This is a genomic window from SAR202 cluster bacterium, assembly GCA_016872355.1.
Classification (GTDB): Bacteria; Chloroflexota; Dehalococcoidia; order Lucifugimonadales; family VGZY01; genus VGZY01.
Map to the genome: position 1 here is coordinate 1 of VGZY01000005.1, position 26,533 is coordinate 26,533.

24 protein-coding genes, 1 tRNA gene and 1 pseudogene are annotated in these 26,533 nt (G+C 62.9%); 12 read left to right on the plus strand and 14 right to left on the minus strand.

Annotated features, from left to right (window positions below):
- Window positions 1-523: 523 nt before the first annotated feature.
- A complete protein-coding gene (locus FJ319_02055) occupies window positions 524-838 on the plus strand; it encodes a GYD domain-containing protein (GenBank protein ID MBM3933079.1) in 315 nt (104 codons plus the stop codon).
- Window positions 839-922: 84 nt separating this feature from the next.
- On the plus strand, window positions 923-1,120 hold the full coding sequence (locus FJ319_02060; protein ID MBM3933080.1) for a hypothetical protein: 198 nt from the start codon (window positions 923-925) through the stop codon (window positions 1,118-1,120).
- A gap of 115 nt (window positions 1,121-1,235) precedes the next feature.
- Here FJ319_02060 and FJ319_02065 read toward each other — a convergent pair.
- Window positions 1,236-1,310 (minus strand) — tRNA-Thr (locus tag FJ319_02065).
- 203 nt (window positions 1,311-1,513) lie between these two features.
- Between FJ319_02065 and FJ319_02070 the strand changes: the two genes are divergently transcribed.
- From FJ319_02070 to FJ319_02105, 8 genes are all read left to right on the plus strand, one after another.
- Window positions 1,514-2,077, plus strand: a complete 564-nt coding sequence (locus FJ319_02070; GenBank protein MBM3933081.1) for a hypothetical protein — start codon at window positions 1,514-1,516, stop codon at window positions 2,075-2,077.
- Between the two features lie 234 nt (window positions 2,078-2,311).
- The gene (locus FJ319_02075; GenBank protein MBM3933082.1) at window positions 2,312-3,082 is read left to right on the plus strand and encodes a hypothetical protein; all 771 of its coding nucleotides are present in this window, start codon (window positions 2,312-2,314) and stop codon (window positions 3,080-3,082) included.
- Window positions 3,083-3,100: 18 nt separating this feature from the next.
- Entirely contained in the window at window positions 3,101-3,802 is a 702-nt protein-coding gene (locus tag FJ319_02080) for a response regulator transcription factor (GenBank protein ID MBM3933083.1), read from the plus strand.
- Window positions 3,759-5,189 (plus strand): HAMP domain-containing protein, encoded by a 1,431-nt coding sequence (locus tag FJ319_02085; protein MBM3933084.1) that lies wholly within the window; start codon window positions 3,759-3,761, stop codon window positions 5,187-5,189. The genes FJ319_02080 and FJ319_02085 overlap by 44 nt, the downstream gene beginning before the upstream one ends.
- 70 nt (window positions 5,190-5,259) lie before the next feature.
- Window positions 5,260-7,860 carry an efflux RND transporter periplasmic adaptor subunit gene (locus FJ319_02090; protein MBM3933085.1) on the plus strand — a complete coding sequence of 867 codons (2,601 nt, stop codon included), beginning with the start codon at window positions 5,260-5,262 and terminating at the stop codon, window positions 7,858-7,860.
- Window positions 7,861-7,862: 2 nt separating this feature from the next.
- On the plus strand, window positions 7,863-8,585 hold the full coding sequence (locus FJ319_02095) for an ABC transporter ATP-binding protein (GenBank protein MBM3933086.1): 723 nt from the start codon (window positions 7,863-7,865) through the stop codon (window positions 8,583-8,585).
- Between the two features lie 6 nt (window positions 8,586-8,591).
- A complete protein-coding gene (locus tag FJ319_02100) occupies window positions 8,592-9,836 on the plus strand; it encodes an FtsX-like permease family protein (protein ID MBM3933087.1) in 1,245 nt (414 codons plus the stop codon).
- 28 nt (window positions 9,837-9,864) lie between these two features.
- Window positions 9,865-10,983, plus strand: a complete 1,119-nt coding sequence (locus FJ319_02105; protein ID MBM3933088.1) for a hypothetical protein — start codon at window positions 9,865-9,867, stop codon at window positions 10,981-10,983.
- A gap of 109 nt (window positions 10,984-11,092) precedes the next feature.
- On the opposite strand, the gene FJ319_02110 is transcribed toward FJ319_02105, so the two are convergent.
- Both FJ319_02110 and FJ319_02115 read right to left on the minus strand, forming a co-directional pair.
- Window positions 11,093-12,295 carry a hypothetical protein gene (locus FJ319_02110; GenBank protein ID MBM3933089.1) on the minus strand — a complete coding sequence of 401 codons (1,203 nt, stop codon included), beginning with the start codon at window positions 12,293-12,295 and terminating at the stop codon, window positions 11,093-11,095.
- A 32-nt stretch (window positions 12,296-12,327) separates the two neighbouring features.
- Window positions 12,328-12,981: an RNA polymerase sigma factor gene (locus tag FJ319_02115; GenBank protein ID MBM3933090.1), complete on the minus strand. Its 654-nt coding sequence runs from the start codon at window positions 12,979-12,981 to the stop codon at window positions 12,328-12,330.
- A 64-nt stretch (window positions 12,982-13,045) separates the two neighbouring features.
- On the opposite strand from FJ319_02115, the gene FJ319_02120 reads away from it, so the two are divergent.
- Both FJ319_02120 and FJ319_02125 read left to right on the plus strand, forming a co-directional pair.
- Window positions 13,046-14,086, plus strand: coding sequence for an aminotransferase class I/II-fold pyridoxal phosphate-dependent enzyme (locus tag FJ319_02120; protein MBM3933091.1), 1,041 nt, complete (start codon window positions 13,046-13,048; stop codon window positions 14,084-14,086).
- 172 nt (window positions 14,087-14,258) lie between these two features.
- The gene (locus FJ319_02125; GenBank protein ID MBM3933092.1) at window positions 14,259-16,196 is read left to right on the plus strand and encodes a hypothetical protein; all 1,938 of its coding nucleotides are present in this window, start codon (window positions 14,259-14,261) and stop codon (window positions 16,194-16,196) included.
- Between the two features lie 19 nt (window positions 16,197-16,215).
- Here FJ319_02125 and FJ319_02130 read toward each other — a convergent pair whose 3' ends face one another.
- From FJ319_02130 to FJ319_02180, 11 genes and pseudogenes are all read right to left on the minus strand, one after another.
- Entirely contained in the window at window positions 16,216-18,315 is a 2,100-nt protein-coding gene (locus tag FJ319_02130) for a DUF4976 domain-containing protein (protein MBM3933093.1), read from the minus strand.
- Window positions 18,316-18,345: 30 nt separating this feature from the next.
- The gene (locus FJ319_02135) at window positions 18,346-19,845 is read right to left on the minus strand and encodes a DUF4976 domain-containing protein (GenBank protein MBM3933094.1); all 1,500 of its coding nucleotides are present in this window, start codon (window positions 19,843-19,845) and stop codon (window positions 18,346-18,348) included.
- Window positions 19,846-19,899: 54 nt separating this feature from the next.
- Window positions 19,900-21,342: an arylsulfatase gene (locus FJ319_02140; GenBank protein MBM3933095.1), complete on the minus strand. Its 1,443-nt coding sequence runs from the start codon at window positions 21,340-21,342 to the stop codon at window positions 19,900-19,902.
- 2 nt (window positions 21,343-21,344) lie between these two features.
- Entirely contained in the window at window positions 21,345-22,706 is a 1,362-nt protein-coding gene (locus FJ319_02145) for an AI-2E family transporter (GenBank protein ID MBM3933096.1), read from the minus strand.
- 156 nt (window positions 22,707-22,862) lie between these two features.
- Window positions 22,863-22,988: pseudogene (locus tag FJ319_02150) on the minus strand (sodium:calcium antiporter).
- A gap of 111 nt (window positions 22,989-23,099) precedes the next feature.
- On the minus strand, window positions 23,100-23,519 hold the full coding sequence (locus FJ319_02155; GenBank protein MBM3933097.1) for a hypothetical protein: 420 nt from the start codon (window positions 23,517-23,519) through the stop codon (window positions 23,100-23,102).
- Window positions 23,500-23,961 carry a type II toxin-antitoxin system VapC family toxin gene (locus FJ319_02160; protein ID MBM3933098.1) on the minus strand — a complete coding sequence of 154 codons (462 nt, stop codon included), beginning with the start codon at window positions 23,959-23,961 and terminating at the stop codon, window positions 23,500-23,502. The genes FJ319_02155 and FJ319_02160 overlap by 20 nt, the downstream gene beginning before the upstream one ends.
- A gap of 11 nt (window positions 23,962-23,972) precedes the next feature.
- Window positions 23,973-25,118, minus strand: coding sequence for a peptidase M19 (locus tag FJ319_02165; protein MBM3933099.1), 1,146 nt, complete (start codon window positions 25,116-25,118; stop codon window positions 23,973-23,975).
- A 15-nt stretch (window positions 25,119-25,133) separates the two neighbouring features.
- Window positions 25,134-25,571: a PIN domain nuclease gene (locus tag FJ319_02170; GenBank protein MBM3933100.1), complete on the minus strand. Its 438-nt coding sequence runs from the start codon at window positions 25,569-25,571 to the stop codon at window positions 25,134-25,136.
- Window positions 25,568-25,771: a type II toxin-antitoxin system VapB family antitoxin gene (locus tag FJ319_02175; protein ID MBM3933101.1), complete on the minus strand. Its 204-nt coding sequence runs from the start codon at window positions 25,769-25,771 to the stop codon at window positions 25,568-25,570. The genes FJ319_02170 and FJ319_02175 overlap by 4 nt, the downstream gene beginning before the upstream one ends.
- 56 nt (window positions 25,772-25,827) lie before the next feature.
- Window positions 25,828-26,424 carry a hypothetical protein gene (locus tag FJ319_02180; GenBank protein MBM3933102.1) on the minus strand — a complete coding sequence of 199 codons (597 nt, stop codon included), beginning with the start codon at window positions 26,422-26,424 and terminating at the stop codon, window positions 25,828-25,830.
- Window positions 26,425-26,533: the final 109 nt, after the last annotated feature.

Below are 26,533 nucleotides of genomic sequence, written 5' to 3' on the forward strand. Positions count from 1 at the left end.
ACAGTGTGCTGTGCTTCCGATACCAGCGGACAGTGGCCGCGGATAACACGGTGAGCTTTGGTGGAGAGGACCTGCAGATCGAGCCTGACAGCGAGCGGAGCACATACGCCAGGGCGACCGTAGAGGTACAGGAGCGGCTGGACGGGCGCATCGTGGTCATGCACAAGGGGCGTGAGCTGGCCAGCACGGTTGCTCCCCTGAGGCCCGCAGTCCTGCGAGCAAGGCGAAGAAAAGCTCAGGCGGGCAAGCGAGGAGAGGGGCGTGCTGGAGACGGGTCCGTCTCCAGCACGCCCCTCTCCTCGCCCAAGGATCGAAAGCCGGCTCCAGATCACCCTTGGAGATCGAGACTGATTCAACCAAAACCAGTCGTACTGACAAAATCACTGAGCAGTAAGACTGACAAAGTCACTGAGCATTGACACCGACTTGCCGGTTGACGTAAAGCCCGGCGAGGCTTACAGTGGCAGTTGTGACTTGAGCGATTAATGCGGCTCGTTACTAAAGCATGCCAGGAGGTAGCGAAATGGCGATGTACATCATGCTGAGCAAGCTGACCGACGATGGCCGGAAGACGATCAAGCAGAGGCCGGACAGGATAAAGGAAGTCAACAAGGAGATTGAGGCGTTCGGCGCGAAGGTCATCGACCAGTACGCCACGCTCGGTCCTTACGACTTCGTGAACATCCTGGAGGCGCCGGACAACGAGACGATCACGAAGATTTCGGTAGAGCTGGGCTCGCGCGGCTCTGTGGAGCTGATGAGCATGCCGGCGATGAAGGCAGACGCGTTCATCAACATGCTCAAGACTGCAGAGAAGATGTCGCATGGGAGCAGGTAGTCAGTAGTTAGTAGTTGGCCAGAGTGAGAATAAATGGCGAGGCCCCGGGCAATGCAGGGGCCTCGTGGTTTACAGGCGGTGAGAGTGGACAAGAAGTTTCTTGCGGGTATGGTCGGCGTATTTGCGGCGGTGCTGTTCGCATGCCTCCTCGTGATTGACGGGGCGTCTATCCCCGGCAATGCCGCGGACGGCCGCTTCGCCGCTGCGGACGCCCTGGTGGCGCTATGGGCGGCGCTGCTCGTGGCATCCGTGATGCTCGTCCGGTGGAGGAGGGAAGAGTAAATTGCTGAGCGCTATACCGGTGCGCGGAAACTGGTTGTCGTCAAAATGGTGTTGTAGGCAAAAAGCGAAGCCCCTCCGAACTGTCCGAGAGGGGCTTCCTCATGCGCTGCGTGGGTGGAGCCGAAGGAGGGGATCGAACCCTCGACCTGCTGTTTACGAAACAGCTGCTCTACCACTGAGCTACTTCGGCGCGGACGGGGCACCAAAACATTGTAGCGCGAGAGTTGCGGATTTCCAAGAGTCGCTCGTATGCGCTGGGTAGAGCGCCAACGGGCGGCGGTCTTCACGCATTCTTCTAGATTCCGGCAAATTTCCTTCACGGCGCGCAGGTAAGGTTAAGGTGCGCCCTTGCAGAGGGAGCCTGAAAACACACAGGTGAAAGGGGATGCTATGATGAGAATCGGAATTTCGAAGAAGCACTTGATTCTGGGGACCGCAGCGTTAGGCCTGGTAACGGTTGGTGTGCTTGCCGGCACGGCCTCCGCGCAGACGCCGGAGCCTGGGACCGATGGGACTTCCCAGTCCGCCGTGACGACAGTAAAGGACAAGTTCCTTTCGCGGGTTGCCTCCATACTCGGCGTTGAGGAGGCGAAGCTTGAGGAGGCGATGCAGCAAGCACATCGCGAGATCGGCGACGAGCAGGTGAAGGCCCATCTTGACCGGGCGGTGGCGGGCGGTCGTATGACGCAGGAGCAGGCCGACGAGATGTACGCCTGGCTCCAGGCGCGGCCGGAAGGCGTCCCCGGCATTATGGGCGGTCCCGGAAAGGGCCGGGGAATGCGTGGAATGCCCGGGATGCCTCCGGGTGGACCCGGCATGCGCGGGCGCGGCGGCATGCCGCACATGACCCCCGGTTTCGGCGGCATGGGCGGCCGGCACGGTTTCGGCCCCGGCATGTTCAACGCGCCTCCTGCCGAGGCCCCGGCGCCTGCGCCTCCGGCAGGCTCGGCCATCTAGGTGGTCCGACGACGGGACGACGGCCATGCCTGCCGCCAGGCGACGCGGCAATCACGGGACATGGCGGCGATTGAAAACGGCGCCGCAACGCTTTCGGAAGGAGCGATGAGCGTCGCCGTTTTTCTTTTCTCCGTGCGAGGGCGGCACCTCTCTCGTCAAATTTCCTTCACACATTCTTGTTAGTGTGGTAGACCTACAGGCAGGTAACAGGCGAAAGGAGATGAAAGGATGCAGATGTCAGTTCTAAAAAGGCGATGGCTGGTACGCTCGGCGCTCGTTGGCGTGACCACGGCGGCGATTCTCGGCGGCACGGCGTTCGCTGGCACGGCAGGCCCGTCAGTGTTGCCGGGGGCGGGTGCGGTTGTAACGGCGCAGGAGGCTGCGCCAACGGCGGCGAAGGACACGCTGATGTCGCGCGTTGCGACTATACTCGGCATGGACGCAGCAGCCGTTGAGGCGGCCGCAAAGCAGGCGCACAAACAGATCATGGGCGAGGACCTCAATACGGCGCTCGATGCGGCGGTCGCCGCAGGGCGTGTCACCCAGGCCCAGGCTGACGCGTACTACAACTGGTACGTCGCCCGGCCGGCCGGCGTCACGGGCCTCCTCGGAGGCAAGGGGCGAGTTCTACTCCATGCTGTTAAGATGAAGAACGGAACGGCAACCGTTGACCGCTTCGCGACGAAGATGGCGGCGGCCCTTGGCGTGACCGTTGAGGCGTTCCAGGCTGCCGTGAAGCAGGCCGAGAAGCAGATCGCGGATGAGGCGCTGAAGGCCAAGCTGGACGCGATGGTCGCGGCCGGTCGGCTCACCCAGGCGCAGGCAGACGAGTACCTCCAGTGGCTCCAGGCGCGGCCTGAGGGCGTCCCGGGCATACTACCCGGAATCGGCGACAATGGCCATGGCCGTGGCCCGGCTTTGAAGTTCCATTTCGGCAGGCCGGACCCGGGCAAGCCGGCCCCGCAGCAGGCGCCCGCGCCCACCAACACGAGCGTGAACCTGTAATCAGCAGAAGGTATCGCAGTGGCGACGAGAGTCCTCGTAGTCGAAGACGACCCGAACACCGCCGATCTGGTGAAGATGTATCTTGCACGCGACGGCTACGAGGTCTCCGTCGCCCGCGACGGCGCGGAGGGGCTGCGCAGGGCGCGGCAGGACTCCCCGGACCTGCTCGTGCTGGACCTGATGCTCCCGCGTATGGACGGCATGGAGGTCTGCCGGGCGATCCGCCAGGAGTCCGACGTCGCGATAGTGATGCTCACCGCCCGGTTCAGTGAAGAGGACAGGCTCGCGGGCCTGGACCTGGGGGCGGACGACTACGTGACAAAGCCGTTCAGCCCGAGGGAGCTGGCGGCCAGGGTGAGGGCGGTGCTCCGGAGGACTGCGAAGGACGCGGCGGAGCAAAAGGGCGCGGAGCTGAAGCACGGCGACGTGCGCGTGGACATGACGAATAAGGCCGCGTACCTGGGCGGTACGCCGCTGAAGTTGACGGCCACCGAGTTCCGAATGCTCGTCATGTTCATCCGTGAGCCGGGGCGGGTATTTTCCCGGGACGAGATTATCGACAAGGTGTTCGGTTACGACTTCGATGGGCTGGACAGGACCGTAGACGCTCACGTTTCCCACCTGAGGCGCAAGCTGCAGCCCGCGAAGGACAGCCGGAAACACATCAGCACCGTCTATGACATGGGGTACAGGTTCGGCAATGACCAGGTGGTTTCATAGCCTCCACTTCAGGATAATCATCAGCTTCGCCTTCGTGCTGGCGCTGGCGCTGACGGCCGTAGGCCTCTTTTTCCGCGGCGCCGTCCAGAGGGAGGTTGCTGCGTACCAGGAGGCGGTGGAGGAGGCGCGCGCGCAGCACGTGGAGCGCCTGATATCCCATTACTACGCCCGGAACCAGAGCCTGGCCGGCGTGCAGGATGAGCTGGACTCCGCGGCATCGCTCTATAGCTGGGAGATCGTTCTCCGCGACAACACGGGCAAAATCGTTGCCGAAACGGCCCCCAGGCCGCTGCCGAATGAGCCGCGGCGGTTCCATCCCGATTTCAGGATGGGCGGCCGCGGGGCGGGCCTTCCGCGGCAAGCGATAAGGCAGCTTCAGCCGATCGCGAACAATCTCGGCGCGCAGATAGGGTCGCTGACAATCGCGCCGAGCGCGGACCCGACCGCGGCAATCGACCCGCCCATATCCCGCCTCGGGGCAGCGCTGAACAGGTCCCTCGTGCTCACCGGCGCTGTTGCGGGCTTCACAGGGGTGCTGCTGCTGACGCTCGTTTCACAACGGATGCTGGGGTCCGTGAGGCACCTTACCGTGGCCGCGCGGCGGCTAGGCGCGGGCGACCTTTCGCAGCGGGTGCGGGCCACCGGAAACGACGAAGTGGCGGCGCTTGGGAAGACGTTCAACTCGATGGCGGTTGCATTGCAGGAAGCCGAGAGGCAGCGCCAGGCGCTGATGGCAGACCTTGCCCACGAGCTGGGGACGCCGCTCTCCAACATCCAGGGTTACGTTGAGGCGATGAAGGACGGCGTGATGCCGAGCACCGGCGGCGCGCTGGAGACGATTGAGCAGCAGGTGGTGCACCTGACGCACCTGGTTGAGGACGTGAAGTTCCTGGCGATGGTGGACGCGGGCGCCATACGGCTGAACAGGGAGAAGGACTCGCTCGGAGACGTGCTCCGCCGCGCGCTATCTGCTTTCCAGGCGAAGGCTGCGGCGAAGGGCATAACGCTCTCGATAGATATGTTCGTCTCCGTTCCTCCTGTTTCGATGGACAGGGTGCGCATCGGGCAGGTGATAACTAACCTGCTTGAGAACGCGGTGCGGCACACCGGCGCCGGCGGGAAGATACACGTATCGGCCGGCATGGAAGCGGCAAGCCTGGTAAGGGTGAGCGTGTCGGACACGGGGGAGGGGATCCCACAGGAGGCGCTGCCGCACATCTTCGACAGGTTCTTCCGCGCGGACCCTTCGCGGAACCGCACGACGGGAGGCGCGGGGCTGGGGCTCACGATTTTTAAGAAGCTGGTTGAGGCGCACGGGGGAACGGTCGGTGTGGAGAGCAAGGTTGGCGTGGGGACGACGATGACGTTCACCCTCCCGGTGACATAGGCGATTTCCTGTTTTGACGGACCTGCGGGCGTATCGAGCCCGCCTATCCAGAAGAGGGCGAGGGTGAAAGATGTTTGGCAAGCAGGGAGTCGCGATCAAAGGGATGAAGCTGTGGCAGGCCGCTATTGCGGCGGTGGCCGTCGTCGGCGCCGGTGGGGCAGGGTATGTGGGATACTCGATGGCCACAGGGCCAAACGACGGCCTTGGGGAGAACGAGCAGGTTATCCCGGTGCAGGTGGGCGACCTGGTCAACGACATCACCATTAACGGCAGCCTGGCTTACGGCAACCGCGAGACGCTGCAGTTCAGCCGCCAGGGAACAGTCGCCAACCTTTCGGCGGTGGTCGGGCGGACTGTGACTGAGGGCCAGGCGCTGGCAAGGCTGGACAGCGACTCCATTTCGGCGCTTGAGAAGCAGGTGACGCAGGCGAAGATAAGCCTCATTGCCGCGGAGAAAGCGCTGGCCGCCGCGAAAGACCCGTTCACAGCCAAACAGGTGCTTAACTCGGAGATCGCCGTGGCCAATGCGAAGATCGCGCTGGCAAACGCGGAGGCTTCGCTGGACGCCATGCTGAAGCCTTCAGCGCAATCGGTCGCACAGTCTGAGCTGGCAGTGATCAATGCCACGACGGCCCTCGATAAGGCGCAGGCGGCGCTGGACAGGATTGTCAGTCCAACTGAGGCAGATGTGGCCAAGGCGAAGGCCGCTGTCGCGAGCGCGGCCACCTCGCTTCGGAACGCCGGGACGGCCCTCAACAAGCTGATGAACCCTAGCGCGGCGGACATCGCCAAGTCGGAGCTCGCGGTCGCCAGCGCCCGCACGGCATACGACAACGCGGTCACGGCCTATGCTGACCTGATGGCCCCGCCGACGGTGACGGAGATCGCGGACGCGAATTCCCGCATCGCTGCGGCCGAGGCGACGCTCCTGGGCGCGCAGAACGACCTCAAGAGCGCGCAGGCTACTTGGGACGGCAATGTCAAAAACGCTGAAGCTGCGCTCTCAACCGCCGAGGACGGCTACCGGGGCGTGTACCTGAAGTGGCTCGGCATCGACATAGGGGACGGACTGGAGAAGACGCCGGAGCAGTACCTCTCGCTATGGGGGGCGGACCTGAAGACGCTGTTTGACAAGTCGACGCAGTCGTCGAATATCGCAGGCTTCGTCTACGATACCCCGACTGACAACCCTGCGACGCCGTGGAACGAGATGACGGTCTACACCTGGTTGGCCTTTTTCCCAGGCATTGTTTATGCATCGTGCGACGGCATCACGCTTCCCGCGCAGGGGGTGTGCATCAAGCAGGAGATCAACAGCGCGTGGGCAGCGCTAGGCAGCGCGCAGACGGCGGCCGTTACGGCGCAGTCCCAGGCGGGGAAGGCCGTGGCGAATGCGGAGACGGCTGTGACGGCGGCCGCGACTGCGCTGGATGCGCGCAAGTCTGATCTGGTCACCCTGATGGCCGGCCCTACGGCTGATGCGGTGCAGGCCAAGAAGAACAGCGTGGAAGTTGCGAAGGCTTCCCTGGCGGACGCGGAAGCTGCGCTAGCTGATCTCAAGGACGGGCCGGACGTTTTCCAACTGGATATCCAGGGTCAGCAGGTTGCGACGGCCCGCGAGACGCTGCGGACGGCGGAGGCGGCGCTGGCGGACCTGCTGGCCGGCACGGCGAACTCGGGCTACGCGGCGCAGGCCAAGCAGGTGACCATTTCGCAGGCCAACCTGGACAAGGCGGTTGCGGACCTTGCGAAGCTGACTTCAGCCCCGGACGCTAACGAGCTTATCGTCAAGCAGTCCCAGGTGGATATCGCCCGCGAGAACCTCATGGACGCCGAGACCACCCTGGCGAGCTATCACCAGGTGGACGACCTGCAAATAGCGCTGCGAGAGTCGGACCTGATCGCCGCGAAGGCGGCGCTGGTGACCGCGGAGGCAAACCTTGAGGGCGCCACGCTGAAGGCGCCGTTCAACGGCATCATATCCAGCGTGGCCGTATCGGTTGGCTCCAACGTTAACCAGAATACCGCCGCCATAGAGATTGTGGACCCCAAAGTGGTGGTTCTTTCCGGCGCGGTTGACGAGATAGATGTGCTCTTCATTCGCACGGGCGATGCTGCCGCAGTATCGCTTGAGGCGCTGGGCGGGCAGGTGCTGGAGGGCGAGATCACGTCGATCGCCTCTGCCGCGAGATCTCAGAACGGCGTTGTCACGTACCCGATTACCATCACGGTGCAGCCTCCGCAGAACATGTCGCTGCCGGAAGGTATGACGGCCGTAGCGCAGATTATCGTGCAGGAGCAGCGCAACGGAATCCTGGTCCCTCTGCAGGCCGTGTATGGGACGTACCAGGCGCCGGTGGTAAAGCTGGTAAGCTCGGCCGGCAAGGTTGAGGAGCGGCCTGTCACGCTAGGCATAAGCGATGACTTCTGGACCGTTGTGACATCCGGCCTGGCCGAAGGCGATAGGGTGGCGATGACCACGACTGTCGTAACGACATCGCAGGTCACGGCGAACACACTGCAATCGTTCCAGACCCAGCGGAACCTGATTCGTGGCGGGCAGGCCGGGGTCACCGGCGCGGGCGGGGCCACCGGCGGCCAGTTCAGAGGCCAGTTTGGCGGCACGGGTGGGATAGGCCGCCAGGGCGGCCTTGTGCCGGGGGGCCGGTAGCCGTGGCACACCCGCTCATAGTATTAACGGACGCGACGAAGGTCTACCGTTTGGGTAAGGTGGACGTGCACGCCCTGGACGGCGTGACCCTGGCGGTCGAGAAGGGCGAGTTCCTGGCGATCATGGGCGCGTCGGGGTCTGGCAAGTCCACCATGATGAACTTGCTCGGATGCCTGGACGTTCCCACTACCGGTGCGTACTTGCTGGACGGCGAGGACGTGAGCCGGATGAGCGACAACAAGCTTGCCGAGGTGCGCAACTGCAAGATCGGATTTGTGTTCCAGCAGTACAACCTATTGCCGAAGCTTACGGCCGTGGCAAACGTGGAGCTCCCGCTCGTGTACGGCAACGTGGCGGACAGGCGCGCCCGGGCGCTGGAAGCGCTGGGCAGGGTGGGCCTGGCCAAGAGGGCGGGGCACAAGCCGTCCGAGCTTTCCGGCGGAGAGCAGCAGCGTGTGGGCATCGCGCGGGCGCTCGTGAAGAGCCCGGCGATTTTGCTGGCCGACGAGCCGACTGGCAACCTGGACTCCCGCTCCAGCGGGGAGATCATGGCTTTCATTCAAAAGTTGAACGACGAGGACGGCATCACGATCATCCTGGTCACTCACGAGCCGGACATTGCGGCGCACGCCCGGCGGGTGGTGACGATGCGAGACGGCAAGGTCATTCGCGACCAGCTCCAGGAGCCGGTGCGCGCGGCCGTCCCGGCCGGGGCGAGGGTTTAGCGGCATATGAACAGCATTTCAACCATCATCACGGCGCTCTCCTCGCTGAACTCCAACCGGCTGCGGGCCGGGCTGGCGCTGCTTGGCATCGTCATCGGCGTCACGGCGGTCATCGCGCTGATGTCCATCGGGCGGGGCGCGCAGAAGCAGGTCACATCGCAGATAGAGTCGCTCGGCACCAACCTGCTGTTCGTGAACCCGGGCGCTACCACCGTCGGCGGCGTCGCCGGGCTGGCGGGGAGCGCGACGACGCTGACGCTTGACGACGCCTTCGCCCTCGTGGACCCTCTGTTTGCGCCGTCAGTTATCGCCACGGCGCCGGAGATACGGACTGTTGGGCAGGTGGTGGCGGGGAGGAAGAACACCAGGACGCAGGTCGTCGGCGTGACGCCGGACTATGCGCCTGTGCGCGGCATGTCCATCGACTCGGGGGCTTTCATCCAGCCGCAGCATATCTCCAACTACTCCGAGGTGACCGTCCTCGGCGCCACTGTATCCGAGACGCTGTTCGGAAACAGGGACCCGGTAGGAGAGTTTGTTCGAATCAACGGCAGGCAGTTCGTCGTAGTGGGAGTGCTGGAGAAGATGGGGGGCAGCGCGCAGGGCAGCTTCGACAACCAGATCGTCGTGCCGATCACAACGGCGTACTACCGGCTGTCCTCGCAGAGGACGACGGAGGGGTCGATCAGCGTCCAGCTGATTAACGTCCAGGTAAAAAGCGCCGGTCTTATGGAGCAGGCCGTGACGGAGGTCGCGACTGTCCTGCGGCTTCGGCACCGCATCACGGGCGAGGACGATTTTACGATAAGCAGCCAGCAGGAGACCATCGAAGCGTTGAACGAGACCACCAGCACGTTCGTTGTGTTCCTAGGGGCTATCGCGGGCATATCGCTGCTTGTGGGCGGCATCGGCATTATGAACATCATGCTCGTTTCGGTGACGGAGCGGACGCGTGAGATCGGCATACGCAAGGCTATCGGCGCGAAGCGCAGGGACATCCTGCTGCAGTTCGTGCTGGAGGCGACGCTCCTGAGCCTTGGCGGCGGCCTTGCGGGCGTTGCGCTCGGGCTCGCGGCGTCTAACTTCATTGACGGAAAGAGCTTCGGGACGCAGTCGTTCACGACAGCGTTCAGCGGGGATATAGCCCTGCTGGCGCTGGTGGTATCCTCGGGGATCGGGCTCTTTTTCGGAATCTACCCGGCGATGCGGGCGGCGCGCCTGCATCCCATCCAGGCGCTGCGGTACGAGTAAGCTATCGAGGGCTTCACAGGGGGCATTTATGAAGCGGACGGTCGGGTTTCTGGCATATCTCGCCGCGCTTGGCAGCGCGATTATGGTCGGCTGTGCCGGCGGGACGCCTGCCGCCGAGACGGCAGGTTCATCTGCCATCTCAGGGCTTCCGACCCCCAGCCGCGCCTTGAGCCAGGCGGCTCCCGCCGCCGAGCCCACCGCTGCGGCGCCCGCGGCTCCGGCCGACCGGCAGCAGGGGATGGAGCAGATCCTCGCGCAGATACAGGCCCGCGTGGACGCCGGAGAGATCACGGCGGCGCAGGCGGCCGAGCTGAGGCAGAGGCTGGAGGCAGGCGGCCCCGGCGGTCCAGGAGGCCGCGGCGGCGCGTTCGTCAAACGGGGCGGCGCCATCGGGACGCTCGTGGCCATCGATGGCTCCACGTTGACGATCAACGGGCAGCAGGGCGAAGTCAAGGCGACCATAGGGGCGGACACCGTCATTACAATCAGCGCGACCAGCACCGCGTCAGCCCTGAAGGTCGGTTCAACCGTAATGGTAGCCGGCCAGCGCGATGCCGACAACGTGTACACGGCCTTCTCATTCACCGAAATACCGCAAGACGGCGGGCCGCTTGGAGGGCTGGCGCAGCGCTTCCAGGGGCAGGAGGGCGGGACGACTGCGCCTCAGCAGCAGGGCCAGGCCGGGGGGTTCTTCCTAGGCGGCCAGGCGGGTGGGCAGCTCGGCGGGCAGATAGACCCGCGGACCCGGCAGCAGCTCTTCCAGCAGTTCCAACAGGGGGGAGGGTTCCAGGGACAGGGTGGGGGTCCGCAGGCCCAGGCGCAGGCGAAACGTCTCACCGGCACCGTGGACAAGATTGAGGGCGAAGTGGTCACGGTGAACACCGCCCAGGGTCCATTGCGCGTGAACATAACGGCGGACACGTTCGTCAACTGGACCCGCGCAGGTACGATCGCGGAGCTCAAGGTGGGCGAGCCGGTGATAGTGAACGGCCAGCCGGGCGCGGGTGGGGTCATAGCCGCGACGTCTGTCTCCACGGGCCAGCAGGCATTCGGCGGCGTACGCGGCGGCATCCAGGGCCAGGCCGGCGGCGGCGGCCTGCGCGGCCAGGGCGGCATCCCGCCGGTCCCGGCAGGCACCGTGCAGTAGATAGGGCCAGAAGCCATGCGATTTATCGAGGGGGGCGGGTCACACAGACCCGCCCCCAGTCTTTTTGCGGGTAGCAAAGGGCTGCCGCATAGGCGAAGCGCTCCGGGGGTTATTTACTAGTTGCCGGCACGCTAAGAAGCTGTTGGATTTCCTCGGGAATGTCGGCTGGAAGCGAGAGCGGCCGGTTGACCGCCGTTACGATGGTGGTGCTCGTCATGGTGCTGCGGAAAGGGCCATCGGGTTGCTGGGGGAGTCGCCACACATTTACGCGTTCTCCCGTGGACGTATTTACGCAATCGATCTGCTTGGGAGGGAGCCAGTCCCACGTCTGGTCCTGAAGGAGGTCTTCCCGATCGGGCCTGCCGTAGCTCGTGACCTCTCCATAACCTTCACCGAACGGCTTGCACCAGTCTTTCTGGGCCTCGTCGTTGGAGAATACCGGCAGGTCCGCGGTAGCCTCCATGGTGACCTCCATTCTGCGCAGAAGTCCGTCGTCCATCCCTATCCACACGGCCAGGGTAGTTTTCTGGAGTTTGATCGTCCACGTGTCCTTGAGAGCGGAGCCGATAGGGGACGGCGTGCGCTCACCGCTCCATTCGCGACGGACGGCGTGGTATACGTCAACCTTCTCGTTGCTTAAAGTCGTCGTTTCGATCCTGGAAATCTCATCGAATTCTTCGGTAAGCCGCTCTAGGTCGGACATAAAGACTGCCGTGGACTTGAAATCGCCGGATGCGATCACACCGTTGGGGGCGCTACTCCTCGTCCATGGGCCCAGTACGGACGGTAAGACGGACCGGTCCAACGGCTCTCTTCTGAACAGGACGCTGCTCGTTCTAAGCGTCTGCAATTCGACTCGGGTCGTCACCTGGCCGTTGCGGGATTGAGTGGACGTTATCTCCAGGAAGCCAATCCCGCGGAGAAGGTCGTCCTGATAAGCGTATGTGCTGGTGGTAACGAAACCGGGCGTAATGGGAGAATGCCGGACAGACTCCATCGCGTAGTGGATTGTCTCTACCTGCGACATCTTCTGGTAAGCGGCGGCGAATGCATCCCTTGGCGAGAGAGGGGAAGCGGTGCTTCCAGGGCTGATGTGCGCCATATAGGCAGCCGAGGCAATCGCAATTACGGCCACGGCTGTCGCAGCGGTTACCACCCTTACATACCCTGGGACAGTGAACGTCCTGGTCGGCCGGGCTGCCCTTCTACTTATGGCCTTCCACCGGTCGGCCTCGATTGTCATGGGATCGAGCCGTTCCGAAAGGGCTGCCCTGACGGCATCCTCATTGATGTTGCGCTGTGATTCTTTCATCGTCGTATCTCCTCAGGCTGATCGCTCTGTCACTAATGTGTTGATGCACGGTGGAGATCTTCGTAATTTGGCCTGTCCGCATCTTCGGCAAACTCAGCAGGCAATGTCTCGCCCAATTTCTTCAACGCGTTGTGCAGGCGGGACTTCACGGTGCCTTTTCTACAGTGCATCGCCAACGCCATCTCGGCCTCGTTGAACCCGTGGTAGTATCTGAGCACGACCGCCATGCGGTGCTCGGGAGACAGGGCTCCGATGGCGTGCCACAGTGCTGCGCTAGCCTCTGATTGTATGGCCTGCTCATCAGGCGCCATGTCAGGCGAAGGCAGCCATTCCGCCTCTTCCAACTGCGCTCCGCGCCGGTTCTGCCGCCTCAGCTCGCTAATCGAAAGATTGGCGGCGATCCGATGCAGCCACGGCCGGAAGGGACGGTTGGCATCGTAACCCCGGATGGACCTGAAGACGTGGACGAAGACATCCTGGGTTACATCCTCGGCTGCCACCTTATTGCGCAAGATGGCGTACGCCGTCCGCATCACGGCGTCGCGATGAATCGCAAACAGCACGCCGAGGCCGTCAAGGTCACCTAGCCGGCAACGCTCGATCGCATCTTTCTCATCCATTGTTGCTCCACATGTTTCACGGGAGACGGACCGGGATTTCGCGCGTATCCTACTATCTATTCGCATGTGGCGTGCAGAAGGTTCACCGGGGGGTATAAGATATCGGGGAATTGCTACGGGTGAGAGGAATATGAGGACAGTTGACCTGAGGAGCGATACGAAGTCTTTGCCTTCGCCGGAGATGCGGAGGGCGATTGCGAAAGCAGAGCTTGGCGACGACGACTCCGGGGAGGACCCCACCGTTAACCGGCTGGAGGCGATGGCCGCGAAGATGCTGGGCAAGGAGGCGGCGCTGCTGGTCTCCAGCGGGACGCAGGGCAACCTGGTGTCGATTCTCGCCGAGACCAACCGCGGCGACCACATTCTGCTCGGCGACCAGACGCACATCTACCTGGGCGAGGGCGGCGGGGTTGCCCAGATCGCGGGGGTGTCGCTTTACCCGCTGAAGAACACGGACGACGGGCTGTTCAGCCTGGATGAGATGAAGGCTACCCTCCACGCAGGTGAATACGGCTGGCCGAAGGCGACCCTCGTGTGCATCGAGAATACGCAGAACCTGGTAGGCGGCAAGGTGGTGACGCCGGAGATGATGCGGCAGGCTGGCGAGATCGCGCGGTCGTACAACCTGCCGGTGCACCTTGACGGCGCGCGGCTCTTCAACGCCGCGGTCTACCTTCGCGTGCCAGTGGCAGAGCTTGTGAAGGACGTGGACTCCGTGACGTTCTGCCTTTCGAAGGGCCTCGCCTGCCCGGTGGGGTCGATCGTGTGCGGGTCGAAGAAGATGGTCGATGAGGCGCGGAAGTGGCGGAAGCTGCTGGGCTCCAGCATGCGGCAGGCGGGGATAATCGCCGCGGCCGGCGTGGTGGCGCTCGAGCACATGGTGGACAGGCTTGCGGAGGACCATCAAAATGCCTACAGGCTGGCGCGCGGGCTGGCGTCGATTCCCGGCGTTGAGATCGACCCCGAGGGAGTGCAGACAAACCTGGTTTTCTGTAAGATTGCCGGTGCGCCGGGGAACGAGCTTTCACAGAGGTTCGCTGAGCGCGGGGTGAAGTTCTACCACATGGGCCAGCAGCGGTTCCGACTGGTGACGTACTACGGCATCACGTCGGAAGATATCGACTACGCGCTGGAGGGGATCGAGGCGGTGGTGAGGAAGCAGGGCCGGTGAAAGCCGGATTTCGGTGGGGGTCCCGATGTAATCGGGGCCCTCGTTGGGCACCGGACAGGCAGACGCCGGCAATGGTCCGCGACAATCGGTAACCCGCCCGAAAGGAACCAGGGCAGGTCTCAGACGTGCCCCTACCGCGTGGGCGCTGAAACTTATTGAAGAGGGGAAACTAATGGCGCGCGTGGATTTACCTGAAATGCAGACTATTACCGCCACTAAGGTGGGGGCGCCGCCGGCGTGGGCGCTGATGCAGCGGCAGCTTATGCAGACGATGGAGGCCGGAGCGGAGGTAATGGTCCGCAAGTACCAGGAGCGCGGAGGCGCTCTGTACTACGGCGATTGCGTGGACGACCTGTATGAGCGCTTCTACAACTGGGGGCTTTTCTACGCCATCGGCGGCAGCGACCGTGTGCTGGAGCTGGGCCTCAGCTCATGGAACGCCATCACGCGCTACAACGACGACGGCATCGTCCACCGCAAGAAGCACACGCACTTCAAGCACGGCGACTGGCGCAAGTACAACCAGCAGCTTCACAACGAGTACTTCAACAAGCAGACTCAGTCCGGTGCCGGCTCGTCCGAGTGGCACCACATGGGCGAGGGGAACATGGCGTTCTACGGGTTCGGCCTTGCCGACCCGACGATCTCGGAGAACGTGCGCCGCTCCCGCCGCTTCGCTGCCATGTTCATGGGAGAGGACCCGGAGGCGCAGAACTTCGACCCGAAGCGCGGGTTCTTCCTGTCGCCCATTCAGACGAGCGAGGGGCCATGGACCAACGGCACCGTTGAAAAGGCCATCTGGTGGCTGCAGGGCAAGCCGCAGAATCCCATGGCGCCCAATGGCAGGCGCTCGACGCTCTACCCCGTCATTAAAGAGCTCCAGCCCGGCTGGGAGAACGACCCTTCGCGGCGCGACAAGATCGTGGACCTTTTCGAGAAGATCGTCCTGAGGGGCGACACGCCCCAGAGCAACGCGGCGACGGCGCTGATCACGAATGCATACCTGTACACGGGCGAGGAAAAGTACCGGAAGTGGGTGCTCGACTATGTTGAAGGGTGGATGGACCGCATCAAGCTGAACAACGGCATTGTGCCGGACAACATCGGCTGGGGTGGCAAGATCGGCGAGTTCCGCGAAGGCCAGTGGTGGGGCGGCCTGTACGGCTGGAGCTGCCGCGGCATGACGAACATCTTCCACTCGCTCACCATCGGCGCGGAGTGTGCGCTGCTGCTCAGCGGCGACTACGGCTACCTGGACCTGATCCGCTCGCAGGTGAAGGTGCTGATGGACAACGGCAAGAAGGACGAGCAGGGCAACTTCGTCGCACCCACGATGCACGGGTACCAGGGGTGGTTCAACCACGCGCCGCTGCGGACGAAGGAGCCGATCCATATCTGGCACAACTCGATGTCTGACGACGACCGGGCATTCCTGGACTACCTGCGGGACACGAACAAGTCAGTCGACTGGCTTGAGCAGCCGCAGGTGGGAGAGAAGTCGTTCCAGGACACGGACAAGGCGCGGTTCATGTTCCTGGAGGGGAAGAACCCGGACTGGCCGGTGAAGGCGTTGTCCGCCGAGCTTGGCGATGTGCTGCGCGTGGTGGACAAACAGCGCGTGGACGAGCGCGAAGCGGACAAGATGATAGAGGACAACATCGAGCCCAGCAGCCCGATCAATACTCAGGCGCTGATCCAGATGGCCCTGGGCGCGCCGCAGACGGTTTACAACGGAGGCCTGCTCCAGGCGCGCGTGCGCTACTTCGACCCCGACCGCGCGCGCCCCGGCCTGCCGCCGGACGTCGCCGCGCTGGTGGATACGGTTACGGGCGATTCGGGCGGCATCCAGCTTGTCAACACCAGTTTCACTGAGACGCGCCGGGTGATCGTGCAGGCGGGCGCGTTCGGTGAGCACAGCTTCACGGAGGTCCGCTGCCGTGTACAGGGCGAGGACGGTGAACGGTCGGTGCGGGCGGACTCGCAGTACTTTGCCGTGACCCTCCCGCCGTCCACATCCGTCCGCATGCTGGCCGGGCAGAAGCGGTTCGTGAACAAGCCGTCGTACGCTTTCCCCTGGCACGGCGGCAAGGTGACGGCGCCGTTCCAGTAGGGGTACGGGGTGCTACCCTTCAGAAGCGCCAGCCGCGCTGGCCGCCGAGGGCGCGCTCGGAGGGACCGCTGTCGTCTGCGGGCTCCGGCTCGCCTACGAGGTTGCCGGACGCGTCCAGGTACCGAAGGTCCTGCCCGTAGAGGCGGCCCTTGAGCACGTTGACCAGGCTTTCGCGTATGTCTGCGAAGGCGGGGTTGTCCGACATGTCCTGCATTTCGTCGGGGTCGTTGAGCATGTCGAATAGCTGGAAGCGGTTGCCCGTCGGGTAGTAGATCAGCTTGAACCGGTTGTCTCGAATCATGCGTGAGGCGCGGGTGTCCTCCCAGTGCTCGCCGTACAGGTATTCGTGGCGCTTCTCGCCCAGCATCGACAGGCCCTCGACGGTCTCAAGCACCGGTATGCCGCACAGCTCCAGCAGCGTCGGCATGATGTCCGCCTGGGCAACGAGACGGTTGTCCCGCTTGTTGCGCGGCATGTCCTTCCTGTTCGCGGGCGGCGTGAAAACCATCGGTATCTTCGTCGCCTCTTCGTAGAACAGGTCTTTCGAGTATTGCCGGTGGTTGCCGATCATCTCTCCGTGGTCGGCCGTGAACATGATCGCCGTGTTCTCCAGCAGACCTTCCTCCCGCAGCAGCCCCAGCACCAGGCGGACCTGGTGGTCCACGTGCGTGCACAGAGCGTAGAACGCCTGCCTCGCCAGCCTGATCGCGGCGTCCGAATACGGGTCCTGTCCGAAGCGACGCGACCGTAGCGCGTACGGCATTTTGGCAAGGTCGCGCGCCCACTCGCCTACGATGGGCATGTCGATGTCCACGTCTGCATACATGTCCAGGTAGTGCTGTGGCGGGGCCAGCGGCGGGTGCGGCGCGTTGAACGACATGTACCAGAACGCCGGCTTCGAGGGGTCGCGGCGCGCGATGTAGTTGGACATCTGCTTCGCGGTCCAGTTTGTCCACGTGTACTGCTCGGGCAGGTGGAAAGGGCGCGCGTTGTAGTCGTTGCTGCCCATCCCGTGGGTAAGCTCCTGCCCGGCGTAGCCGTGCTCGGCCAGGAAAATCTCGTAGTCGTCCTTCGTCATGCCCAGGTGGTGGCGGCCTTCCTCGTTTAGAAGCGCGTCGTCAAAGCCTATGCGGTCGCGGGGAGGGTAGACGTGCAGCTTGCCGACCGCGTAGGCCTGGTAGCCGGCGTTTCGGAACGTCTGCGCCATGGTAGGCAGGCCCTCCGGCATGGGCTCGTATTCTTTGAACACCCTGTCGCCGTGTGTAGGGGAGAACGCGCCGGTCATGATCTCGCGGCGTGCCGGGATGCAGCTTGGGACTGTGGCGTAGGCGTTGGTGTACGCGATGCCGTTCTCGATTAGCTGGTCGAGGGTGGGTGTGAGGATGGCGGGGTGCCCGAGCGCGCCTATGAGGCGGCCGTACCAGTGGTCCGTGCAGATAAGCAGTACGTTGGGTCTATCCATCTTCGCTCCGGTGGCCCTGTAGCGCTTTGGGTCTAGAGGCGTGACCAGGCGCGGTCCGCGGTACTTCGGGTTCAGCAGTCGCCATGCGATCAGCACGGCGACGAGGTCGCCCAGGACGAACATCAGCAGCAGCGCCATGAAGATGTTGCCCCAGTTGGACCACTGGACGGTGACATTGTCGGGCGTCCACCGTATGACGGAGTGGCTTCCGAGGAACCCGGTCACGTTGATCCGGTAGTCCTCGGTGTATGCCAGCATGCTGTCTGCGCCTGTGGTATCGCGCAGGGAGAAGTACACCTTGCGCGCCGCAGCGCCCGACTGGCCTGCGGGCAGGTTGCCGCGCGGGACGGTGACGTAGGCGGTGTGGACGGACGTGCCCGGCGGTAGCGCGGCGAGGAACGCCTCGGGCGTATCGAGAATCGTGCCGCCGACATCCAGAATCGGCTCGCGCCGCGCGCTTATGCGACCGTCGTCAGTGAATGAGAATCGGTACTCAGAGGGACGGTCCACCGGCGAGACGGTGCGTGTCTCCTCGATCACGGAGGACGTTGGAATCACCTCCATCTTTGTTGATCGCAGGCTTAACACGATGAACATGAGCGCGGCCCAGCCCAGGACGGGCAAGGCAATTTTGAGGAGCGTTTCCAGGTTCTTCATGCGTGTGCCTCCTTCGCGCCTGCAGGAAAGCTAGTACCGGTATCCCCGCTGATTGCCGTAGCTGCCGTCCGGCATAGAGGGCCGGAAGACGATCCTGTCCGGTGTGCCTACCAGCTTACCGTCTTTGACGTAACGAAGGTCGTCGCCGTACAGGTTTTCGATGAGGAGTTCCGTAAGCTCCTTGCGCGCGGCCGCGTGTGCCGAGTCCTCAGAAATGTCGTGCATCTCGTTCGGGTCGTTCTGCAGGTCGAACATGTGGAAGCGGTTGCCCACCGGGTAGTAGACCAGCTTGTAGCGCCGGTTTCGGACCATGCGCGTCGCGAAGGCGTTCTCCCAGTGCTCGCCGTAGATGTAGTCGCGCTTCTTTTCGCCCACAAGGGAGAGGCCTTCCACGGTCGGCGGCGTCGGGATGCCGCACAGGTCCATCAGGGTAGGAAAGATGTCCGCCTGCACAGCGAGGCGGTCATCGCGGCGGTTCTTGCCGATGTCCTTGCGCGAGGCCTGCGGCATCAGGAGCAAGGGCACCTTGATGGAGTTCTCGTACATCACCGCCTTTGCGTACATGCCGTGGTTTCCGAGCATGTCCCCGTGGTCGGAGGTGAACATGATGATCGTGTTGTCCAGGGTGCCCTTGCCGGGCGCGATGCCGTAAGTGCCGTATGCCTTGGGGTCCTTCCCGGTGGTGTCCAGCTCGCGGATGGTGCCCATGACAAGGCGTATCTGGTGGTCTATGTGCGTCGCAAGGGCGTAGAACGCCTGGCGGGCCTTCCTGACGGCGCGATCGGGATAGAGGTCCGGGCTGTGGCGGCGCGCGCGGACGGCGTAAGGCAGCTTCGCGCGGTCCTTCGCCCATTCGCCCGTGAACGGCTCGTCGATCTCCAGGTCGCGATAGATGTCCATGTACTCCGCCAGTGGGGCCAGCGGAGGGTGCGGGTGGTTGAACGACATGTACCAGAACGAGGGCTTGCGAGGGTCCCGCCGCGCGATGGCCTTGCTCATCTGGTATGCCGTCCAGTTCGTCGGATGGAACTTCTCGGGCAGGTGCCAAGGGCGGGTCAGGTAGTCGTTGTGAGACATGCCGTGGCCGAACTCCTGGCCGGAGTAGCCCTCGTCGTGCAGGTATAGCTCGTAGTCGTCCTTCCGGAGGCCGAACTGGTGGCGGCCTTCCTCGTTCAGCAGGATGTCATCGAAACCTATGCGGTCGCGGGGAGGGTAGACGTGCAGCTTGCCGACGGCGAAGGTCTGGTAGCCGTTGGCCCGGAACGTCTGGGCCAGCGTGGGCAGGTGCTGCGGCATCGGCAGCTTTTCATTGAAGACGCGGTCTCCGTGGGTGCGGGCGTGGGTGCCGGTCATTATCTCGCGCCGGGCCGGGATGCAGGACGGCGTGGGAGCGTAGGCGTTTGTGAACGCCACGCCGCTCATGATGATCTGGTCCAGTGTGGGCGTCAGCACCGTGGGGTGGCCGAGCGCGCCGATCATCTGGCCGAACCAGTGGTCCACGCTGATGAGGAGTACGTTGGGTCTATCCATTGGTCGCTCCAGAGAGGGAGTGATGGGTGAACCGGATTAGATGCCAATCGCGCGTCAGAAGCGCCATCCGCGCTGGCCGCCCAATTGGCGGTCGTTGTGGGAAAGATTCGGCCCTTGCATGTCCGGCAGACCGACGAGCCTGCCGTCCTGGACCCAGTCGGTGTCTCCGCCGTAGAGGAGGGATATGAGCTCCTCTTCCAGGCGCGCGCGCGTATCAGCGTGGGCAGGATCGTTTGAAAGGTCGCGGGTCTCTTCGCGGTCGAGATGGAGGTCAAAGAGCTGCACGCGGTTGCCGACAGGGTAGTAGATGAGCTTGTATCGAGCGTCACGGACCATGCGTGTGGACTGGGCGTCCTCGTAGTGCTCGCCGTAAAGGACCTGGCGCTGTCTCTCGCCCAGCAGGTCCAGCCCCTCCACTGTGCCGGGGACCGGGATGCCGCACATTGCGAGCAGCGTGGGCATGATGTCGGCCTGAAGCGCGAGGCGGTCGTCGCGCTTGCCTCGCGGCATGTTGTTGCCGGCTGCAGGAGGTGCCAGGACCATCGGGATGCGGGTGGCGCCCTCGTACATAGTGTCCTTCGCCCAGGTACCGTGATCGCCGAGGACGTCCCCATGGTCCGACGTGAACATGATAGCTGTGTTTTCCAGGAGGCCTTCCTCACGCAACAGGCCTATCACAAGGCGCATCTGGTGGTCGATGTGGGTGCACAGCGCGTAGAACGCCCGGCGGGCGACGCGAATGGCATCGTCGGAATAGAAGCCGCGAGGGAAGCGTCTCACGCGGATGGCGTAAGGCATCGCGTCGAAGTCCTCGCACCAGTCGCCGTAGACGGGCATATCGATGTCTACGTCCGCGTACATTTCGAGGTAGTCCTTCGGCGGCGCCAGCGGAGGGTGCGGCGCATTGAAGGACATGTACCAGAAGGCGGGCTTTGATGGGTCGCGCCTGACGATGTAGCTGGACATCTGCCTTGCGGTCCAGTTCGTCCAACTCAGGCGCTCCGGCAGGTGGTACGGGCGAACTGTGTAGTCGTTGCTGCCCATCCCGTGAGCCAGCTCGTGTCCTGCGTAACCCTGCTCCGCAAGGAACATCTCATAGTCGTCTTTCACCATGCCCAGGTGGTGTCGCCCCTCTTCGTTGAGAAGCGCGTCGTCAAAGCCTATGCGGTCGCGGGGAGGGTAGACGTGCAGCTTGCCGACCGCGTAGGCCTGGTACCCCGCGTCCCGGAAGGTCTGCGCCATGGTGGGCAGCCCCTCCGGCATTGGCTCGTACTCCTTGAATATGCGGTCGCCGTGGGTGCGGGCGTGGGTGCCGGTCATTATCTCGCGCCGGGCCGGGATGCAGGCGGGGACGGCGGAGTAGGCGTTGGTGTAGGCGATTCCGGTCTCGATAAGCTGGTCGAGCGTTGGCGTGAGGATAGCAGGGTGGCCGAGCGCCCCTACCAGGCTGCCCGGCCAGTGGTCGACGCTTACGAGGAGTGCGTTGGGTCGTTCCATTGCTACCTGTTCGGGTTGCCGGCGTCGGCGGGAGTCTCGTTCTTCGAATCGTCCGGGGTCTCGCTGCCGGGCTGGTGCTTCCTGCCCATGGCGTCCGGCTCCACACTGGCCCCGATCTGCGCGGGGGTCTCCTTGTCGCTCCACTCGTTGTAGAGGTATTTGTAGACCTGTTTGGTGACGGCCGCAATGGGGACGGCGGCAATGACGCCCCACAGGCCGCCGACCTGCGACGCCACGACGAGGATGACCATAATGGCGGCAGGGTGAATGTTCACCGCGTGGCCCTGTATCCTGGGCACCAGCAGGGTATTTTCCAACACCTGGACGCCTGCGTACAGGAGTACCACCCATACAACGTCCTCAGGAGATGTGGCGAGAGTAACCAGAATGCCCGGGATTGCGCCGAGGACGGGGCCCACCACCGGGATGAGCTCCGTCAGGCCGGCGATGATGCCAAGCAGGACCGCGTATGGAACGCCGATGGCGGACAGGCCGATGAAGACCATACCGCCAACGACGATCACGAGCACGAACTGGGTCCGGACGTACCTGCCGAAGACGGTGTTGACTATGGCCAGGATGTTCCTTGCGTGGGGCTGAATGCGCGCGGGGAACAGGTCGTAGAAGGACGCAGCGGCCTTCTCTTGGTCTTTGAGAATGTAAAAGAGGAAGAAGGGCACTATCAGGAGGCCGAATACGATGGTGAACACGGAGGATACAGCCTCGACGGTGCGCATCACCACGGAGCGTGCGGCGGAAATGGTGACTTCGCCCACTTCATTCAGCCCGTTCTGTATCTGGACGCGAATCTCTTCGGGGATCCTGTTTACGTATTCCTGGTTCCAGCTCTCAATTGCGATCCGTGCGCGGGTGAATAGCTCCGGCACCAGGTCGATAAGCTGCGATGCCTGACTCACCGCGGGAGGGACTATGAGGAGGACCGCCAGGGCGACGACGCAGAGGGCGGCGAGGTAGATGACCGCGATGGCGAGAATGCGGCTCAGCGCGGGGCGGCGGCGCCGCCATGGCATTATCCCTTCAAGCCTCGTGACGATTGGAGTGAGGATGAAGGCCAGGACGACGGAGAGGATGAAGGGGAAAAGCGCGTCCCTTGCCACGTACAGCAGATAGGCAATGGCGGCGACGGCAACGGCCACGAGTATCTGGCGCTTTCTGCTGTCGTGCATCCTGAGGGCCTCCGCTCTTGAGGCGTATCCATCGCTGGTGGAGACAACTATACTACAGCAAGCTCGCCCGGCTGGTAGAGATGTCCGGTGGTTAGGACGGCGGCCGCGACGCCACGCTCTATCGGCAATCTGCTGATGGGAAGTCCGGCCTAACGAAGCCGGACTTCCCATCAGCATGCGCCTTCAGCCGACGGCTTGCGGGGCCGCTTTCTTGCGCAGCCACTTGAATGCCAGTCCTATCCTCTTGCGGTAGACGATGAGGTTGGCAGCCGTGAGAATGAAGTAGATTACCGTCACTGCCATATGCGCGCCGGGAATCAGGAGCTGGATAAGGAAGAGTCCCATGAGTAGTAGCGCGCCCACCAGGGACATCCTCAAATCAAGAAGCAGCGAAACGGCGAAAAGCGATTGCGCCGCCGTCAGGAGGACTTCCTCTTGCTGGCGGGAGTCAAGCGGCAGCGGGTCCAGCTCGTCCGGGTGCGCGCCGAACCCTGCGCGGCGCATCAGGTGCGCGTAGAGGGCACGGGTGGAGATGTCCTTCTTGGTTGAGGTTGTCAATTGTCTCTCCCGTTAAGCAGCTTCGGAGGACTTGCGACGTGACTTGGTAGTGGCGGACTTGCTCTTATGGGCCTTTGCCTTGGGTGGCTGAGCACTGTTGGTACCAGGCTTGCGGGCTTGGTCGCGCTCTCTCCAGTAAGCAATCTCCTCTTCCGCCGTCTTGTTCCCCATCTGCTGCGACAGCGCCGATTGGGCCTCGTGCATCATCTCCACCGCGTCGAATTTTTTTGGAGGAGCGATTCCTGCGGTGAGTAGGACAAGGTCAGCCTTTGTAATAGCCTTGTCTGTCTGATCTTGCCACGCAACCAACCGTTTCCGCCTTTCCTCCCAGAAGACCACTTCTTCCGCAGTGGTCATGCCGGTCGTAAGGCTGTTAATAGCCTGCGCGCTCCGGTCGATCATATCTCTCACTTTAATTTTCTTCGTTGTCATAATGGATCACCTCACTCGGTGAGAAGATGCCCAAAGGCGGCAATCCATACACCGTATTGATCGCATTGTAAACTGGGATCTTTTGAAAATGGACTATGTGTTTGAAATTCCAGCTTACAACCATCCTGCAGTCTGAGGTTGAAGCCACGGCGATATGAAGTGCGTCCTTGTGCGATTTCGAGCCAACGACCTGAGCGGTTAAGTAGGCATCCCGTAACTGTATTGCGGTATCAGATATCGGCACGACTTCAATAATCCCCGCCAAACCTGAGTATACCTTTCGAACGGCTGGTGGGGCCAGAGCAAGCTCTTCCTCGACTATTGAGGAAGTGATCAAGGCAAAGCGGCCTTCCAAAACTTGCTCAAAGAAAGCTTTGCTCGCTACCGTGAACTCCGGGTCGAACAGCCCACCGAAGACGGAGGTGTCACAATAAACCCTAATGGGCGCCATTCCTACTTCCCCAGCCACTTCTCGAAGAAGCGCTGCCAGTTTCTGTACATGACGTTCTCAATGTCCGCGCGCTTGTAGCCGCGCTTTTCCAGAATGCCCGCGAGCTTCTGGTAGTCGGCCACCGTGTCCACGTCGTGCGGCGCGCCGTCCGACCCGCCCTGTCCGTCGGTGTCGCCGCCGATCGCCGCATGCTTGGAGCTGCCAGCCAGCTGGCACACGTAGTCGACGTGGTCGGCCACGTCCTCAATCGTTATGAGCTCGCTGGGGTACACCGCACGCCTGGCAGGGATGCTCGTGGAGGCCCAATTGAGCTGGTAGTGCTTGTTGAGCATGTAGGTGTCCATCGACGAGCCGATGACGCCTCCGCGCCGGATTACCTCTTTGAGGATATCGTCCGGCTGCTGGCGCTCCCCGGGGACGATGGCGCGGCAGTTCTGGTGGCTGGCGAGCGCGGGGCCGTCGAACTTCTCGAACTCCTGGCGGACCGAGGCGTCCGAGGTGTGTGTGACGTCCAGGATCATGCCCAGCTTTTCCATGTTCTTCAGAAGAGGCTTCGCGTCCGGGGTCAGGCCGCCATCCGTGCCGGTGCCCGTGCCGTGCGAGTACTTGCTGACGCCATAGTGGGAGAGGCTGATCACGCGGAGGCCGTCTGCATGCCACTCGTGCACCTGGTCCGGCCAGGAGATGGCGTCCGCGCCCTCCATGCCGATGACGAAGCCTACCGGCAGCTTCTCGTAGTCAGTGGCGGACTCCCAAATCTTCATGTGGTCGGCGAACTGCTTGGAGGTTGCGAGTATCTTCGCCTCGCCCTGCTTTTCGAGGATGCGGTAGTAGTACAGCTGCCCCATGGCCCCGGCGTAAGCGGACTCGTACGAGCGGAACTCGCCGTGAGGGTGGCCGGGCTTCAGCACGCACGCCACCGTCTTGACCAGCGCCGCGGCGATGCGCCCTTTGCGCATCTCAGGGAGCGTCGCCATCGTCCCGACATCCGCCAGCCCGGACCGGCTCGTCGTCAGCGCCGGTATCCTTGGTGCGCGCCGCACCTCGTCGATGGGCTTGCGCAGATCGCGCGCCATATCCAGCGCGCCTATGGCCATCGGGTAGTCGCCGTCGATGATAAGCATGGAGGACTGCTGTTTGGCGGGCATTTGGGCTCCTTCAACCTAGGTCGGTGGATTCTGTAGCTCTGGGCGAATATTGTGAAGGCGCACCGGCACGGCCGCGCTGATCCTGTTGAATTCGATATTGTCTGTGAAGACGGCCAATTCCTTGCGCTCGGCTACCGCGCAGATAAGGATATTCGTTGGGTCCACTCGGATGTTTGTCGTTCGGCACATCAAAGAGTACATGGCCGCCCCCTCGTGGTCCTCAACGACGGTGTCCGTGTGCGGCATATCTCTGAACATGAGGCGCAGGCGCTCAAAGGCTTCCGGGTTTGGAATCCTCGACAAGACCTGCTGTCGCACCGGGCCGAGCAACACGGCGCGATTCTCGAATATGAGCTCCATTAGCTCGGCGCGAAGGCCCTCCTGGTAGGGGTTGAGATTCGCTCTCCTGGCCAGGGAAAGCGACCAAATTGAGGCGTCAACGAGAACGTTCACGCCTTCCCCTTGCCGCGGGACTCGTAATCGAACGGAGGGTCGAAGTCAATGGTGCCGAAGAGCTTGATAATTTCAAGCTGCTTCCTTCGGCGCACATACTCGTCCAGTGCGGCGTTCACGGCTTCACGCTTTGTCTTGTGCCCACCGATACGACGGGCCTCTTCAATCAGTTGATCGTCGATATTCAGGTTCGTTGGCATATAGCTTCACCTCGATTACACACTATGCAACACGCTTGTCTGTGTGTATGTCTGCATCATCGCAATTGCAACGCGAACTCGTCCATCGAAAACTTGCCCGTGGGCTCGCTCTTGAATCCGACAAACGAGAACCCGAAGCTCTCGCACTTCGCAAGGGTGGACTCGAGGGGAGTAGCGCGGGCCGGATCGCGGGCCCAGCTATTGTGCCACTTTGCCTTGTCCGGGCTGAGCGCGAAGACGTTTGGGTTGTCCGCCCACCTGCCGTGAGAAATGGACAAGGGGTGGCTCGTGTAGTGCCAGCGGGTGCCACTCACGTGCGCCCAGAAGTAGCATTTCGCGTTGTCCAGGGCCAGCCCGTCCCCGCGCAGGTATACGGAGACCACCGCGTTACGCAGGTCCAGGTTGTCGTGGCCCAGCCAGCTGGAGTAATTGAGCAGCGCCAGGATCGAGACGGGCTCCTCCGGCGAGTCCGTGCTCCAGCGCGACTCGTCCGTCCAGATATACCCGCCGCCGTTCACGCCGCCGGCCTTCTGGTGAGTGGCAAGAATGAAGATATTCTCGCGCTTGGCAACCATGCTCCAGTGGTAGTCGTACGTATGCCACGCCTCCGCGCTCTTGTCGAAGGTGTGGCTGATAAGTTTGGGTGTGGTCATCGGACCTCCAGTCCAGTCTTCGATTTCGTGGTAGCGCACTCTATCTGAATACCGCGGACGCCTGCTCCTCGCAGGGGACCCGATGCATCGGTGCCGGCTCCTGGTTTCG